Raw genomic sequence first — 15,550 nt, forward strand, 5'->3', positions numbered from 1 at the left:
GCGCCGGGCCGAGGCGCCAGGCCGGGCGGGGAAGCGGAGCGCGGGCCGGCGCTCCCGGTGCCCGGCCCCGCGGTCACTCGTCGCTGTGCGGGCTCCGCGGGCGGATGGGCTGGAAGAGGGTGCCCGGCACCGGCTCGGTCGGTTCCTGACCGGTCGGCGGGTGACCGGGGACGGCCTCGGTCCGGCGCGGGTGGAAGACCCACGCGCGGAAGGCGACGAAGCGCAAAAGCGTCGCCATGAGGTTCGCCGCGATCAGCGCCGAGAGCTCGACACCGCGGCCGGCTCCTGGCGCCAGCGCCCGCACCGCGCCCAGCGCGCCGCTGGTGAGCGCCAGGCCGAGACCGAAGACGATCAGGCCCTCGATCTGGCTGCGGGCGCCGACGCCGCGCTGCCCGAAGGTCAGGCGCCGGTTGGCGGCCGTGTTCGCGATGGCGGTGACCAGCAGGGCGAAGAAGTTCGCGCCCTGCGCGCCGAACCATCCGCGCAGCAGGACGAAGAGGGCCAGGTACGCGGCGGTGCTCGCGATGCCGATCGCGCCGAACCTGGCGAGCTGCTGGATCAGCTGACGCTGGCCGGTGGCCTCGGCCGCCGCCTGGGTTCCCCCGGTCAGCGGACGACGGCCCAGCTGGGCTCGCACCTCCCGCACCGGCAGCCGGCCGGTGGCCAGGTCCCGGCCGAGACGAGCGATCCCCCGCAGGTCCGCCATGGCCGTGGCCATGATGTCGACCCGACTGTCAGGATCATCGACCCAGTCGACCGGAACTTCGTAGATCCGCAGCCCGGAGCGTTCCGCGAGCACAAGCAGCTCGGTGTCGAAGAACCAGCCGGTGTCCTGCACGAGCGGCAACAGCGCCCGGGCCACGTCGCGACGAATGGCCTTGAATCCGCACTGCGCGTCCGAGAACCGGGCAGCCAGCGCGCGGCGCAGCAGCAGGTTGTAGCAGCGTGAGATCACTTCGCGTTTCGGGCCACGCACGACCCGGGCGCCCGGCGCGAGCCGGCTGCCGATCGCCAGGTCCGAATGGCCGGAAATAAGGGGCGCGACCAGGGGAAGCAGCGCACGCAGGTCCGTGGACAGATCGACGTCCATGTAGGCGAGAACCGGCGCCTGGGACAATCCCCACGCCGTGCGCAGCGCTCTGCCGCGGCCTTTCGCGTCGAGGTGCAGCACGGCGACCTCGGGAATCGTCGCCTCGAGGTGGTTCGCGACGGCCAGCGTCCGGTCAGTGCTGGCATTGTCCGCGATCGTTATCTGAAAGGGGTAAGGAAATGTTTCGACGAGATGCCGGCGTAGCCGGGTGACGCACGGCTCCAGGTCGGTTTCCTCGTTGTAGACGGGAATTACCACATCCAGCACGGGACGTGGCCCCAGTTGCTCCGATCGAGCCGGAATGTGCTCGACCAGCGCCGCGCTGCCTTGCGGGTGCCCTGTCGTGGTCATGGTTCCAGGCTGGCGGCTCGGCCTGTGCTCTCCATTGCGGCCAACTGTGGGTCCGCTGTGAAAACGTCGAGCCAGGCCGCGCGCGGGCCGTCCCGAACTAGCCATCAGCCCACGAGCCGCAGGTCACAACGTATAAGCGGCATGCCGTCGACGGGCGATCTTCAGTCGTGTGCGTGACAATATCGCAAACGCGGCGACAATGACCGGACGACGTCGGAAATGTTTCACCGACATGTCGCCCGGTGGCCCGCGGCGGACCGTTTCTCACGTGGCTTCCCACCCGCGCCCGAGGTCAGCGAATCCGGATCTCTCCCGGTTTCCCGATGCCCGCCGTCGCCAGGTCCACGACCGTGTCCAGGTCATCGACGGCATCGAGGTCATCCACCAGGTACAGGCCGTCCTCGACCCCTAGGCCGTCCTCGACCACCAGGCCGTCAGACGGGCCGAACTCGTCCGGCGCGTACTGGTCGTCCAGGGAGTGCCGGAGACCCCGCGGTTGGTGGGCATCGGCCGCGCAGAGATCACCGGCTACTCCCGCGACCGCCGGCGCGGCGGCTGGCACGGTGCGCGGAAGCGTGACGGTGAAGGCGGTACGCCCGGGGCTGCTCGTCACGCTGATCCGGCCGCCGTGCGCCTCGACGACGGCGGCGACGATCGCCAGCCCGAGCCCGGTGCTGCCAGCCGCCCGGGAACGCGACGAGTCGCCCCGCGCAAACCGTTCGAAGACGTTAGGCAGCAGGTCGGCGGGAATGCCGGGCCCATCGTCGATGACCGAAAGCCGGACCTCGCCGGTCAACGAATCCCCGGTTCCGGAACCAGGCGGCAGTTCCAGCGCGACGGTCACCGAAGTACCGGCCGGTGTGTGGGTACGGGCATTCGCCAGAAGATTTGCCAGAACCTGGTGCAGTCGAGCCTGATCGCCACGAACGGTCACTGGATCGGCCGGCAGCGACAGGCTGAAGCGATGACCGGGCGCCGCGATATGCGCGTCACTGACCACGTCGACGACGAGCAGCGACAGGTCGACGTCGCCATGTTCGAGCGGCCGGCCGGAGTCCAGGCGTGCCAGCAGCAGCAGGTCCTCCACCAGCGTGGTCATCCGTTTCGTCTCGGATTCCACCCGGCTCAGCGCGTAGGCGACGTCCGGCGGCACCAGGGGTCGTAGCGGATCGTCAAAGCCGTTCTGAGCCCCGATGCGCCGCGTCAGCTGGGCATAACCGCTGATCGCGGCCAGCGGTGTGCGCAACTCATGACTGGCGTCGGCGACGAACTGGCGCACCCGTGTCTCGCTCGCGTGCCGGGCGGCGAGGGCGGCGCCGACATGGCCGAGCATGTGGTTCAGCGCCGCGCCCACCTGGCCGACCTCGGTCCTCGGGTCGGTGTCGACATCCGGGACGCGGACCCGCAGCGTGACCGCTCCCCGGTCCAGCGGCAGCTCGGCGACCTGAGCGGCGGTCGCGGCCACTCGGCGCAGCGGTCGCAGGGTTCGCCGCACGGTCACCGCGCCGACCACCCCGAGCAGCAGCACCCCGCAGCCCGCGACGCAGCCGGCGATGATGATCAGCTGGTCGACCGTCGCGTTGACCTCGCTGAGCGAGAGCCCGCTGACGACGGCGGTGCCGTCGGGGACCAGCCGGGCGGTCACCCGGTACTCCCCGAAACTGCCCAGCGTCACGGTTCGTGGCGTGTCGTCGACGGGAATGGCCGCCAGCTTGGCCGCCTCGCTCGCCGGAAGCTGCTTGGCGACCTCGCCCGGCGCCGGAATCACGGCAGTCTCGACCTTGCCACCGACGATGTGGGCGGCGACGGTGCCAGTCGACTGGCCCTGCAGGTTGACGAAATCGGTCGGGGTGCCCTGCCACGGCTGCACGCCGCTCGGGCCACCGTCTGGCCCGCCGGTCGAGCCGAGGCCGGTCCCGTTGCCCGGCGCGAAGGCACCGCCGGCCCGCGCGTTGGCGTCGGACGGCGGCGGCTTGACCCAGCGCTTGTCGACCGCGCCGAGACGCGCGTCAACCTGGTGGATCAGGTAGGAACGCAGTTCGAGCGCCGTCACTCCGACGATCGCCGTCGACACGGCCGTCAGCAGCACCAACAGCAACGCCAGCAGTCGGGTCCGCAGCGACCACCGGCGCGGCGCGAACACCCGGCGTGACGACCGTTCGCGGTGTCTCACCCGGTCCGGGCGCGACGCCGAACGCGGGGGTGCACCGCGGCCGGGCCCGGAGCGCGACTGCCGATGCCGACGGCCGCGCGACCCCGTCTCGACACCGGTCTGGTCGCCACCGCCCACGCCCTCAGCGGCGGCTCGTCCGGTTGCGGCTCGCTCGACGGCCGAGCCGATCCTCGGTTCCGGGCTGGCAGCGGCGGTCACCCCGTGGCCGCCGGATTCGCCACCCTGACCGGACCGGCTCCGGCCGGCGCCGTGACCGGCCGGAGCACGTAGCCCGCGCCGCGCATCGTGTGGATCATCGGCTGGCGGCCAGCGTCGATCTTCTTGCGCAGGTAGGACACGTAGAGCTCGACGACGTTGGCCTGGCCGCCGAAGTCATAGTTCCAGACCCGGTCGAGGATCTGCGCCTTGCTCAGCACCCGCCGCGGGTTGCGCATCAGGTAGCGAAGGAGCTCGAACTCGGTCGCGGTCAGGTGGATCTCGGCTCCGTCGCGGTAGACCTCGCGGCTGTCCTCGTCGAGGGTGAGGTCGCCAACCGACAGGACGTTGCGGCGGGCGGCGACGGTGCCGTGGACCCGTCGCATCAGGCCGCGCAGCCGGGCGGCAAGCTCCTCGATGCTGAACGGCTTGGTCACGTAGTCGTCGCCGCCGGCGGTGAGGCCGAGAACCCGGTCCTCGACCGCGTCCTTCGCGGTCAGGAACAGCACCGGGATGTCGGGCCGAACCGAACGCATCCCGCGCAGCACCGCGAGTCCGTCCATGTCCGGCAGCATGATGTCCAGGACGACCGCGTCCGGCTGGAACTCGTCGATCATCCGCAGGGCGGTGGTCCCGGTGCCGGCGGCGGCGACCTCCCAGCCCTCGTAGCGCAGCGCCATGGTCAGCAGCTCCGTCAGCACGGACTCGTCGTCTACGACGAGCACCCGCAGCGCCCGGCCGTCCGCGGCCCGGGTCTCCCGTGCACCACCGCGCAGCCCGCGTGTCCCGGCGGCTTCGGCCGAGACGCCCGCGCTCACCGGCGGCAGCGGCCTCACGCCGGCGATGGACCCCCCACCACCGGCGGGGCCCGCGAAGGTCCCGCCGTTCGGCGCAGCCCCGTCATCGGTCCGCGAAGCGGCCCCGTCATCGGTCCGCGAAGCGGAGGTGGACGTCGACACCGGTTCACGCCATCCCATGTCCTCAGGTTCCGCCAGCCGACTGTGGGCTTCCTGAGCGAAACCTGTGGAAAGCCTGTGCGCGTCCGCACCGGAGCGCGACCGAGCGGCTCTGCCCGAGCCGCGGCCACGCCGCCGGATGCGGACGATCTCAGCCGTGCACCGCCGCCGAGCCGATGATCGGTGTCGTCGGCTGTTGGGAGCCACCGGCCGGCTCGATGGTCATCTTCACCGAATCCACGCCCTTGCGCAGCGAGAGCACCCGGGCGGCCCGTTGGGCGTTTCCTCCGACGACTCCGGCGGACTCGACGCCCTGTGGGCTCGACATCCACAGCTGGTACACCCGGCCACCGGAGAGCGGTGGCAGGTCGTGGACGTCGACGTAGGCCTGGTTTCCGAACGGGATCACGGCGATGGTCCCGCCGCCCGCCACCGGCTGGCCCAGCCGGTCCGCGGCCGCGGCGACCGCCGAGGTGAGGTCGGTCGCCCGGCTGCGCTCGGCGGAGAGCTGGTGGTGCTGGTCAAGGGAGACGCCACCGACGATGCCCAGCGCGACCAGGGCGACGGCCGCGGCGGCGCTGGCCACGGCAGTGATCGTCCTCAGCCGTCGCCGCTCCCGCCGGGCGTCGAGGTCGTCGTCGACCTCGACGACCAGCGGCGGCAGCTGACGGGTTCGAGCGGCTTCCCGCAGTACTGAGGTGCGCAACGTGCTGGGTGGCGTCTCCGGCACCGACTGGCCGAGCAGGCCGGCGACCACCCGCAGTTCGGCCACCTCTCCGGCGCAGGTCGGGCAGCCGGCCAGATGCCCCTCGACCTCGGCCCGGTCACGGCTGTCCAGTGCGTCCAGGGCGTAGGCGCCCGTCAGCAGATGTGCCTCCGGCGACGGCGATGTCATGCCTCCACCCCCAGGCAGTCGCGCAGCCGGATCAGTCCGTCGCGCATGCGGGTCTTGACTGTCGGTACCGGGGTCGACAGCAGGTGCGCGACCTCGCGGTAGGTATGGCCGTTGTAGTAGGCCAGCACGATCGACTCGCGCTGCAGGTCGGTGAGACCGCCGAGGCAACGGCGAAGCCGCTCGTATTCGAGCCTCAGCTCGACCTGCTCGGTCACCTCGTCGTAGCCGGAATCCTCGGCGCCCCCCGCCCAGGCGACACCGACGCGGCGTTCCCGGTCGGTCGCGGCCTGCGCCGAACGCACCCGGTCGACGGCCCGACGGTGCGCGAGAGCGCAGACCCATCCGACTGCGCTGCCCTTCGCCGGGTCGAAGCGGCTTGCGAGCCGCCAGATCTCGACGAACACCTCCTGGGTGACTTCCTCTGCCTGCGCCGGGTCGCGTACCACCCGCTTGATCAGGCCGAAGACCCGCGCCGCCAGTTGGTCGTAGAACGCGGCGAAGGCGTCACCGTCTCCCCGGCCAGTGCGTTGCAGGAGCTGTTCGACGTCAGGAGCCCCACCACCCGTGGGACTGACGCCGAAATCGGGCGTCGGGACGGCGTGGAGCGCTGGACCGTCATCCTCGTCCGCGCGTCGCGGCATGGCCGGAACCTCCGGGTCGTGAGGCAAGGCCCGGTCGCCGACGCCTCGGGGCGCCGCCCCGCCGGGCCGCTGTCATCCAGTACTTCGAGCCAAACCGCCGCGCGGATTGGTCCCGGCGCCACAATTCTCGCCGACCTCGCGTCAGCGCCCGAAGAGGCCTATTCGTCGCGCCGGCCGGGGCAAGCCGGCACAATTGCCCGCCGTGGCCTCGATCGTGCTCATTCATGGCGGCGGTTTCGCCGCGTCGTGCTGGGACCTGCTGCTACCGGCCCTGACCGCGCCAGCCATCGCGGTCGACCTACCGGGCCGCGGCGCGCATCCGGCGGAGCTCGGCTCGGTGACCTTCGCCGACTGCGCGGCCTCCGTCGCCGCCGACGTGGACGCGGCGGGGCTCGCCGACATCGTCCTGGTCGGGCACTCGATGGCCGGCTGCACGATTCCCGGCGTCATGAAACTCCTGGGCGACCGGGTCCGGCACAGCGTCTTCGTCGCCTGCACGGTGCCCGACGACGCGACCAGCTGTCTGGACATGCTCGACCCCGGCTTCCGGGAGCGCGCCACGGAGGCTGAGCCATCCGGCGGCTCCGGCCTCCTCGGCTCGGATCTCGCCCGGACGGTGTTCGGCAATGACCTGGACGACGAACAGTTCGCCTGGTGCCTGGCGCGGATGGTGCCTGAGGCACCAGGATTGCCGGCCGAACCGGTCAGCCTGGCGCCGTTACGGTCGCCGACACCGAGAACCTGGATCCGCACGATGCGAGACGTGATCGTCCCGCCCGACCGGCAGCTGCGCTACGTCGGCAACGTCGGCGGCGACTGCTCGGTGGTCGACCTCGACGCCGCCCACATGTGCATGATCAGCCAGCCGGCCGCGCTGGCCGCGGCCCTTGACAAGATCGCCGCTGCGTCCTGAACCGACGAGCCCGCTCGCTCAGCTCGTCGCGGGGAACCCGCCCTGGAACGTCCGGACTATCCGGGGGTGGGCGCGGTGTACACGCGCGGCGGAACCCCCACGGCGGCGCGGAAGTCGCGGGTGAAATGGGCCTGGTCGAACCAGCCGAGGGTCGTGGCGAGGGTCGCCAGGTCCTCGACCTCGCCGGCGTCGAGCATGAGCTGGGCGTCGTGCAGGCGGAAGCGCCGCAACACCCATTTCGGCCCGACGCCGACGTAGCGGCGGAACAGCCGCTGCAAGGTACGCGGCTCGACGTTGAATCGGTCCGTGACGGACTGGACGCTGGTCAGGCTCCGGTCGGCGAGCATCTCGGCGACGATCGCCAGCAGCTCCTGGTAGCGAGGATCAGCCACCGATGGGCGGCGGGCGAGCAGGAACTCGTCCATCAACGCGACCCGCTCGTCGTCCTCGCCGGCGGCCAGTATCGAGGCCTGGAGTTCCGCGACCCCGCCGTCGGCGGCGGCTGGCGAGCCGATCGCGCCGCCGCCCCCGCCACCGAGGACGTCTGCCAGCAGGACCGCCCGATCGGTGTAGCTGGCGACATCGACACCACCGCCGGTGTCCAGGCCGGTGAAGGCCGCGAAGCCGCCGGGTCGGAACTTGACCCCGAACACTCGGCCCTCGCCGCGCAGCAGGATGTCGAACCGTCGGGTCACCACGCCGTGCAGAAGTGTGGCCGGCATCGGGAAGCCGTGCCGCGGACCGTCGCCTGACTCGACCGAGAGATGCAAGGCCGGGTGGGAGAGCACTGACGACAGGTAGGACGCCCCCGGCGGCAGCTCCCAGCGAACTGTCCAGTACCGGTCCACCCAGAGGTCGAGATCCGGATGGGCCGCCGGACGGCCGAGGGTGAAATGCCGCAGTCCCTCGTCCGGGCGCAGCACGCCCGCGAGGTTGGACGTCACCGGCGGCCGAGCCCCGCCGGCCGCGCTGTTATCCGGGGGTGTCCCCGTCGGCTGTGTCGCGTTCGTGCAAGCCCGCACGGACCCAGCCTAGGCACGATCGAACGCATGACCACTCAGACCGCACAGCCAGGCGACCACGCGGCAGCCAAGTCGAGCGCGGTGAGCCCGATCCCGGCCGGTTTCACCTCACTCACACCCTTCGTCGTCGTCGATGGCGCCGAGCAGGCAATCGCCTTCTACCAGGCGGTCTTCGGAGCCCGGGTCATCAGTCGCAATGACACCCCGGATGGGGCGAAGGTCGCGCACTGCGAGCTGGAACTCGCCAATGGCCGCCTGCAGCTGTCCGACCCGATGCCCGACCACAACCTGGTCGCGCCGACCGGCGGCGACGTCGTCAGTGGTTCGGTCGTCGCCTACCTGCCCGACGTCGACGCGTCGTACGCGAAGGCCGTCGAACTCGGTGCGAAGGGCTACGGCGAGCCGTCGACCTTTGTTACCGGCGACCGGTTCGCCGCGATCCTGGATCCCTGGGGACACCGCTGGGCGTTGATGACCCGCGTCGAGGACGTGGACCCCGACGAGGCCCAGCGCCGGGTCGACGCCTGGCTGGCGGAGGGTGGCTACGAGGCCGACCAGTCGAGCTGAGTTTCAGCGGGCGACGGCCTGGGCCACCGCGGGGCCTGGTTCCAGCTTCCCGAGGGCGGCCGGGAGTGGAGAGGTGTGCAGAACGGCGAGCGATCGGGTGGCGCGAGTAAGAGCCACGTAGAGGTCGTTCAGGCCGCGCGGAGACTCCTCGACGATCAGATCGGGCTCGACGACGAGGACCGCGTCGAACTCCAGGCCCTTGGACTGACGGACGGTGAGGATGGCGACGGGCGAGTCCAGATCCGGTTCGTCGCCGGCCGTCGTGGTGGCGGGGAGGGCGGCCTCGAGCGCGGGCCGCAGGTCGCCGAGCAGCCCTGACGGGACCAGAACCGCGACGCGGCCGCCATCCGGGCCGTCGCCGAGGGCTTCGCGCAGCTCGGCAACCTCACTGGCGGCGATCGCGGCCAACTGGCTGGCGAGCGTGTCCGGGGCGACCGTGAGTTCCCACGGCGCGGTGCCCGTCTCCCGGACGGATCGAGGTGGTTCCAGCCCAGGATCGATCGCCGCCAGCACCTCGGCGGCGACAGCCATGATCTCGGCCGGCGTGCGGTAGTTGACGGTCAGCCGCTCCAGCCGCCAGCGATCGCCCAGATGGGGCCCGAGAACTCGAGCCCACGACGAGGCGCCGGCGAGGTCACCAGTCTGGGCGACGTCGCCGACCAGCGTCATCGAACGGCTCGGGCATCGACGCATCACCATGCGCCAGGCCATATGCGACAGTTCCTGCGCCTCATCGACGATGACGTGCCCGAAGGCCCAGGTCCGGTCCGCGGCGGCCCGTTCGGCGGTCGAACGGTCATCGGAGTCCTCGTGCCGCTCGGCGAGCCGTTCGGCGTCGATGAGGTCGGAGACCATGAGGATGTCCGGGTCGTCGTCCATATCCCGGGTGAGGATGTCGACCACGCCCTGCGCGTACGCGATCCGCTCGCGGCGGCGGCGCTCGGCGGCGGCCAGCGCCGCCGCCTCGTCGTCGCCGAGCAGCTCGGCTGCCTCGTCGAGCAACGGCGCGTCGGCGGAGGTCCACATCCGGTCGGCCGCGCGGCCACCGTGCGGATCGGGCCGCGACAGCAGGTCACGCTCGGCGTCGGTCAGCCCGGCCGCCTCGGCGGCGGAGGCGAGCAGCTCCGCGTCGGCGAACAGGTCGGCCAGCAGCCACTGCGGTGTCAGCACGGGCCACAGCTCGTCGAGCGCGGTGAGCACGGCCTCGTCCTGGCGCAGCTCCTGGCGGATGTCGTCGACGACCTCGTCGCCCAGCAGGTTGCTGCCGCCGCCGGGCGCGTCGTCCTCGCCCAGCGGGTCGTCGGCGTACGGATCGGCGCCGAGGCGATCGGCGTACTGCCGAGCGAGCGCGTCGACGACGGCCTGAACGAAGACGACGCGGGCCTGGTTGTGCGGCCGATGCGTCGCTCGGGCCCGGTCGCGGGCGGCCTCGCAGGTGGCCGCGTCCAGCAACAGGATGTCGTCCTCGAAGGCGATCTCCAGCGGTTCGTCCGGCACCCGCTGCCGATCGCGGACGGCGGCGGTGATCAGCTCGACCATCCGCGGGCCACCCTTGAGCTCCGCCGTTTCGCGCGGCTCCGTTCGCGTGGCGTAGACGCCGGGGAACAGGTCACCGACGGTCGAAAGCACCACGCTGGTCTCACCCAGCGCGGGCAGCACATGGGAGATGTACCGCAGGAAGGTCGGGTTCGGGCCGATGACCAGGACGCCGCGTTTGGTCAACTGCTCGCGGTACGTATACAGCAGGTACGCGGCCCGGTGCAGCGCGACGGCGGTCTTACCGGTGCCAGGGCCGCCCTGAACGACGAGGACCCCGGCGTTCTCGGCCCGGATGATGCGGTCCTGCTCGGCCTGGATCGTCTCGACGATGTCGCCCATGCGGCCGGTCCGGCCGGCGGTGAGCGCAGCCATCAGCCGGGCCTCGCCGGTCAGCGACTCATGGCCCGTCCCCACGTTGGCATCGGCCAGCTCAAGCACTTCGTCGTCGATCTCGACGACCCGTCGCCGGGCCGTCCGGATCTGGCGGCGGCGTCGGACGCCCTCGGGAGAGGCTGCCGTCGCCAGGTAGAACGGCCGGGCGGCGGGAGCCCGCCAGTCGATCAACAGCGGGGCATAGTCGTCCGACTCGTCGAAAATGCCGAGACGGCCGACATAGCGGGTCTCGTCGCCGTCGAGGTCGAGACGGCCGAAACACAGTCCATCCTCGGCGGCGTCATAGCGGGCGAGCTGACGCGAATAGGTCGAGGCCGCCGCCTGCCGTTCGGTGTGCGCCTGTGGCCGGCCGCCCGGCCGCTCGGCCAGCACCTCGGCGAGCCGGGTCGACGCCTGTTCCCGGAAGCCGTCAAGACGCTCGTAGAGCATCGAGACATACTCCTGCTCGTGCTCCACTTCTTCGTTTGACAATACGTCTCCCCGGACAGTACAATCCGCCTTGCCTATTTTCCCTTTACCTCGCGGTCCGGAGAATTGTAACTGGCCAAACGGGCCAGGCGAGTTCCCGGGCGGCGCGGTGGGTAGGCGTTCGCGGGTTACCGGCGGCCGTCGGGCTCGCGCCGGGAACGGCCCCACGTGCGTTGGGCTCCCCGCGGACCCGCAGGTCCCAGGTCGAACGCCCCTTCTGATCCAACGTCGCGGCCCGCTGCGGGCAGCACGTCGGCGTGCTCGCCACCCGCGAGCGACTCCGGACGCGGCCGGGCCCCCGGGTGGCCGGCCGGGCCCGCCGATCGCCCTTTCCGCCCGCCAAGAATCGCGACCAGGGCAATTCCCCAATCATCAGGGGGCGCGACCAGCAATCACCTCGGGCCGGAAAAGACCAAGGCCGGCGTGTCCGTTGTGGACACGCCGGCCAGGTCTAACGGGTGATTACCAAGCTCTTTCCGGAGGCGCTTCGAGACTGGCCCGCTGTCGCGGCACTCGCGCGAACCGGAAAATGCTCACCGCTGGCGGATCAGGACTGCGCCGCGACCGTCTTGCCGGGGATGACGTCGCCGCAGATCGGGGTCGCGCCCTTGACGAGCTCGAACTTGTCACCGACCAGCTTCGTCATCCAGGAGCAGTTGTCCGGACCGCTGACGACGTTCACGCGGTCATTGATGTCAACCGTGTGGGAGCCGTACAGGCCCAGCGCGTTCCAGTCGTGGATGCTCTCCAGGCCCTTGAGCAGACCCGCCTGGCTCGGGGTACCCCCGGCCGCCTTCAGCGCGCGGACCAGCAGGCCGATCGAGACGTAGCCGTTGTACATGGCGAACGTCGGCTCACCGGTGGTACCGCCGCTCTTGAGGTCGGCCACGAACTGCTTGGTCGCCGCGGTCTGCATCTCGACCGGCTCGTAGCCGAGCAGGAAGTAGACGTTCTGCGCGCTCGCCAGCGCACCCGGGCCGGCCTGGATCAGGTCGCCGCCGTAGCCGGTCGGCAGCAGCGCGCCCTTCAGCTTGACGCCGGAGTCCCGCAGGCCCTTGATGAGCTCGAAGCCGGTGTCCGGGTCCGTGGAGGTCACGAGCCCGTCAATGCCGGCGTCCTTCATCTGCAGGACCGCCGGACCGACGTTGGTGCTGCCGAACGGGAACTTGGCGTTCAGGTAGCCGACCTTGATGCCCGCGGCCTCGGCGGACGCCGCGGAGGCGCTGGCCGACTCAGACGAGATCGGAGAGACGGCGTAGCCCAGCGAAGCCAGGTTGGTGACACCCACCAGCTTGAAGAACTTGCCCATCGTGGTCGCCACCTTGGTCTGCTGCAGCGGACCGGAGATGGAGAACATGTTCTTCGAGGTGATCCACTCGGGACCGTCCTCACTGATCCCGATGACCGGGACGTTGTGCGCGGTGAGGTAGTTGGACGCCGTGAAGAGCAGCGACGAGTTCGCGATCACCGCGAGGACGTGGTCCTGCGTGACGAACTTCTGCGCGATGGAGAGCGCCGTCGTCGGGTTGGTCGCCGTGTCGCCGACGACGTACTTGATCTTGTAGCCATTCCTGGCCGCGTAGTAGGTCCCCGCCTTCACGCCGGCCTCGACGGTCTTGTTACCGGAGGCCGCCGGGCCAGTGATGTCAGCGAACACGCCGACCGTGATGGTCTGGGTCGCCCCGGCCGAGCCGGAACCGGTCACGGTCGGGCCGCTCGACCCCGACGAGCCACAGCCAGCGGCTAAGAGCATCGCACCAGCGGCGACCATTGCAGCTAGGGCGGTACTGCGCTTACGGATCACTGCTTTTCCTCATCCCACTCGGTGTTGGCGCCGGGACATGTATACGCATCGCAATGGACGGCCACATGACTACATAGAGTGACGATCATTGGGTAGGGTCGGCGACGAATTTCGGACGGTGCGCAACCTTTCGCCTGCTCCAGCCAGCACGGAGCACGCGCCGAGCACCTCAACTGCCGTTACGGCGTGTGAGCTAGGTTACAGATATTGACGTCGGCGTCAAGCATTGCCCACAGCGGCCCCACACGCAACCGACATACCGCCGCCGCAGGTAGGTCGCCTGCCCGGCCGGCGAGCGCGACCGGCGTGGACCCGCTGGGTGGCAGAAGTGCCAGCCCCGCAGGCGATAGCGTCCGATTTGAGTGCGCCCAAAGGCGACAGGTCGCGCGACGCCCCGGCCGCCGGCCGGGGCGTCGCGCGCTGTGGTGAGGCGCGCTAGACGCGACGAGCGCGGGCGCGGCGGCGAGCCCGCACTCCGGGGATCGCGAGCGTCGCGGTCGTGTCAGGGACGAGCATCCGCCGGATGCGCTCGTTCTCCTGGGCAAGCCGCGCCCCGGCCTCGCCAAGCGTCTCGAGCAGACGCTGGCGCTGTTCCGGGGCGAGCGGCTTCGCTCCCAGCCACAGGGTCCGGGTAAGCCGCGTACTGTCCGGCCCGACCGCACGCAGCGCCGTCTCCACGCGCAGGGAGTGGTTACGGGCGCCGCGCGCCATCATGCGCCGTGGCGGGTCGAACGCGACCGTCTCGGATTCGACGACGTCCCCGACCGTTGACGGCGGAACCGGGAACAGGTGAGCGACGAGAATCCGGCCGACTCCCGCGGGCGTGCCAGGCTTCTGGTAGATGCGCTCGACGGTGTCGTCGTAGCTGGTGACGTTGCGCGGGTCGTCGAGAAAATGCCACACCTGCGCGCGGGGCCGGTCGATGACGACCGATGACTCGCCAATCTTGATCCACTCGACGAGCCGTCGCGAGTGGATCAGGTTCAGCAGGTGCCGGCCGTCACTGACCGCCCCGGACGAGTGCACCCGCGGCACGAGGTTCGCGACCAGAAAGACGAGGTTCACGACGAAGACGAAGACCGTGACGACCGGGAGATAGGTGTGCGCCCCCGGCTGCACCGCCACGCCGTGCCGGAACTCCCAGCCAAGGCTCGCCGGCGCCGTCACCACGACGATGAGCAGGTTCACCGCTGCGCCGCCACCGTAGGTGACTATCCCCCGCCAGCCGGCTATCCAGCCGCTTCCCGGCGAAATCAGCGTCGCGGCCCGCCCGAACTTGCGGCCGAACTGCAGGAAGCCGCCGCTACGGGAGAAGTCCGCACTGGTCCCACCGACGATGAACCCGCGAACGCGATACCCGACCGCCAACGCGGCCAGGGCATGGCCGATCTCATGCAGCACGTTGCTGACCAGCACGACCACCGGCAGGCTGGCCACGATCGAGACCAGCGACAGCCACTGCAGCCCCTGACCCACGCCGCTCCCATCCACGACCAAGACCCGCCCCGCGTCCAGCCATCTTGCACCAGGGCCACAGAACGGCGCGTCCGGCCCCTCTTGGCGGATACCCCCACATCCGGAGCCCGCTCAGCACCGCGCACGATTCGCCGAGTAGCTGCGCACGATCGGTAGCGCGGCGTACACGGCCGAAGTAGACGAGAGGGCGGGGCAGGACCGGTGACAACTGGATGAATACGCCGGGCTGGCCAGCCTCGCCGCATAGGCTGAGGCCGTGCCAAACTCCGTCAACTTTGACCGGATGGCTGACCGTTACGACGCGACCAGGGGCGGCGAGCAGCGTGGCTCCCTGGTTGCCGAAGACGTGGCGCCGCATCTGCCGAAAGGGCGGCTACTGGAAATCGGCGTCGGCACTGGGCTGATCGCCGCCGCGTTCGCCGGCCTGGGCCGGGAGGTCGTCGGAATCGACCTTTCGGAAAAGATGCTCGCCCACGCCACCCGGCGGGTGCCTGGACGGGTGGTCCGCGCCGACGCCTCGAAGCTGCCGGTGGCTGACGGCTGCGTGGACGCTTGTCTGGCCGTTCACGTCATGCATCTCGTCGGAGACGCACCGGCCGTCGTGGCCGAGGTTGCCCGGGTATTGCGGCCCGGTGGCCGGTTCGCCGTCGTTGGCGGCGGAGCGAACGTCGATCTCTCGGATATCACCGAGACGATGATGGGTATGCAGTCGCAGTTGGAGCGCGGCGCGCTCAAGGAACGCGGGGCGCAGGTCGCCGCCCTGGCGACGACAGCGGAACGGGCCGGTCTGCGGTTGGTCGAGGATCTCGTCAGCGTGCACGAGGTCGGCCAGACAACACCGGCGCAGGCGGCAGAAGGCGTCGAGCAGCGGCTGTGGTCCCGGCTGTGGGATCTTTCGGCCGAGACCTGGGCCGAGGTGGTCGAGCCGACGATCGTGCTGCTACGCCGGCTGCCCGACCAGGACCGCCCTCGTTCCAGCGTGCTCCGCAGCCCGGTCCAGATCTTCGAGGCACCCGCCGTCTAGCGTCCCGGTGCGGCGGGACCACCCGGTGAGCGCCCGAGCTCGC

General features: G+C 70.6%; 12 protein-coding genes. 3 read left to right on the top strand and 9 right to left on the bottom strand.

Annotation, left to right across the window (positions count from 1 at the left end):
- Positions 1 to 73: 73 nt before the first annotated feature.
- The 5 genes from FRAEUI1C_RS33175 to FRAEUI1C_RS33195 all read right to left on the bottom strand — a co-directional run bounded on the left by FRAEUI1C_RS33175 (position 74) and on the right by FRAEUI1C_RS33195 (position 6,301).
- Positions 74 to 1,441: a bifunctional glycosyltransferase family 2/GtrA family protein gene (locus tag FRAEUI1C_RS33175; protein ID WP_013427760.1), complete on the bottom strand. Its 1,368-nt coding sequence runs from the start codon at positions 1,439 to 1,441 to the stop codon at positions 74 to 76.
- A 292-nt stretch (positions 1,442 to 1,733) separates the two neighbouring features.
- The gene (locus tag FRAEUI1C_RS33180) at positions 1,734 to 3,584 is read right to left on the bottom strand and encodes a sensor histidine kinase (RefSeq protein WP_013427761.1); all 1,851 of its coding nucleotides are present in this window, start codon (positions 3,582 to 3,584) and stop codon (positions 1,734 to 1,736) included.
- A 224-nt stretch (positions 3,585 to 3,808) separates the two neighbouring features.
- On the bottom strand, positions 3,809 to 4,585 hold the full coding sequence (locus FRAEUI1C_RS33185; RefSeq protein ID WP_049807309.1) for a response regulator transcription factor: 777 nt from the start codon (positions 4,583 to 4,585) through the stop codon (positions 3,809 to 3,811).
- 331 nt (positions 4,586 to 4,916) lie between these two features.
- Complete coding sequence (locus FRAEUI1C_RS33190) at positions 4,917 to 5,660, bottom strand: anti-sigma factor (RefSeq protein WP_013427763.1); 744 nt, start codon at positions 5,658 to 5,660, stop codon at positions 4,917 to 4,919.
- Entirely contained in the window at positions 5,657 to 6,301 is a 645-nt protein-coding gene (locus tag FRAEUI1C_RS33195; RefSeq protein ID WP_013427764.1) for a sigma-70 family RNA polymerase sigma factor, read from the bottom strand. Before FRAEUI1C_RS33195 ends, FRAEUI1C_RS33190 begins: the two co-directional genes overlap by 4 nt.
- Positions 6,302 to 6,503: 202 nt before the next feature.
- On the opposite strand from FRAEUI1C_RS33195, the gene FRAEUI1C_RS33200 reads away from it, so the two are divergent.
- Positions 6,504 to 7,214, top strand: coding sequence for an alpha/beta fold hydrolase (locus tag FRAEUI1C_RS33200; RefSeq protein ID WP_013427765.1), 711 nt, complete (start codon positions 6,504 to 6,506; stop codon positions 7,212 to 7,214).
- Between the two features lie 56 nt (positions 7,215 to 7,270).
- On the opposite strand, the gene FRAEUI1C_RS33205 is transcribed toward FRAEUI1C_RS33200, so the two are convergent.
- Entirely contained in the window at positions 7,271 to 8,236 is a 966-nt protein-coding gene (locus FRAEUI1C_RS33205) for a helix-turn-helix domain-containing protein (protein ID WP_157735140.1), read from the bottom strand.
- Positions 8,237 to 8,263: 27 nt separating this feature from the next.
- On the opposite strand from FRAEUI1C_RS33205, the gene FRAEUI1C_RS33210 reads away from it, so the two are divergent.
- Positions 8,264 to 8,803: a VOC family protein gene (locus tag FRAEUI1C_RS33210; RefSeq protein WP_013427767.1), complete on the top strand. Its 540-nt coding sequence runs from the start codon at positions 8,264 to 8,266 to the stop codon at positions 8,801 to 8,803.
- Between the two features lie 3 nt (positions 8,804 to 8,806).
- On the opposite strand, the gene FRAEUI1C_RS33215 is transcribed toward FRAEUI1C_RS33210, so the two are convergent.
- The 3 genes from FRAEUI1C_RS33215 to FRAEUI1C_RS33225 all read right to left on the bottom strand — a co-directional run bounded on the left by FRAEUI1C_RS33215 (position 8,807) and on the right by FRAEUI1C_RS33225 (position 14,483).
- Positions 8,807 to 11,206 carry a HelD family protein gene (locus tag FRAEUI1C_RS33215; RefSeq protein WP_013427768.1) on the bottom strand — a complete coding sequence of 800 codons (2,400 nt, stop codon included), beginning with the start codon at positions 11,204 to 11,206 and terminating at the stop codon, positions 8,807 to 8,809.
- A 544-nt stretch (positions 11,207 to 11,750) separates the two neighbouring features.
- On the bottom strand, positions 11,751 to 13,007 hold the full coding sequence (locus tag FRAEUI1C_RS33220) for an ABC transporter substrate-binding protein (RefSeq protein WP_013427769.1): 1,257 nt from the start codon (positions 13,005 to 13,007) through the stop codon (positions 11,751 to 11,753).
- A 435-nt stretch (positions 13,008 to 13,442) separates the two neighbouring features.
- A complete protein-coding gene (locus FRAEUI1C_RS33225; protein ID WP_157735142.1) occupies positions 13,443 to 14,483 on the bottom strand; it encodes an SRPBCC family protein in 1,041 nt (346 codons plus the stop codon).
- A gap of 256 nt (positions 14,484 to 14,739) precedes the next feature.
- Between FRAEUI1C_RS33225 and FRAEUI1C_RS33230 the strand changes: the two genes are divergently transcribed.
- Positions 14,740 to 15,507, top strand: coding sequence for a class I SAM-dependent methyltransferase (locus tag FRAEUI1C_RS33230; RefSeq protein ID WP_013427771.1), 768 nt, complete (start codon positions 14,740 to 14,742; stop codon positions 15,505 to 15,507).
- Positions 15,508 to 15,550 lie beyond the last annotated feature (43 nt).

Origin of the sequence: Pseudofrankia inefficax (genome assembly GCF_000166135.1) — a bacterium.
Lineage (GTDB): Bacteria > Actinomycetota > Actinomycetes > Frankiales > Frankiaceae > Pseudofrankia > Pseudofrankia inefficax.

Coding starts and splice junctions, on each gene's coding strand:
- FRAEUI1C_RS33175 (WP_013427760.1), bottom strand. CDS start 1,441: ATGACCACGACAGGGCACCCGCAAGGCAGCGCGGCGCTGGTCGAGCAC.
- FRAEUI1C_RS33190 (WP_013427763.1), bottom strand. CDS start 5,660: ATGACATCGCCGTCGCCGGAGGCACATCTGCTGACGGGCGCCTACGCC.
- FRAEUI1C_RS33195 (WP_013427764.1), bottom strand. CDS start 6,301: ATGCCGCGACGCGCGGACGAGGATGACGGTCCAGCGCTCCACGCCGTC.
- FRAEUI1C_RS33210 (WP_013427767.1), top strand. CDS start 8,264: ATGACCACTCAGACCGCACAGCCAGGCGACCACGCGGCAGCCAAGTCG.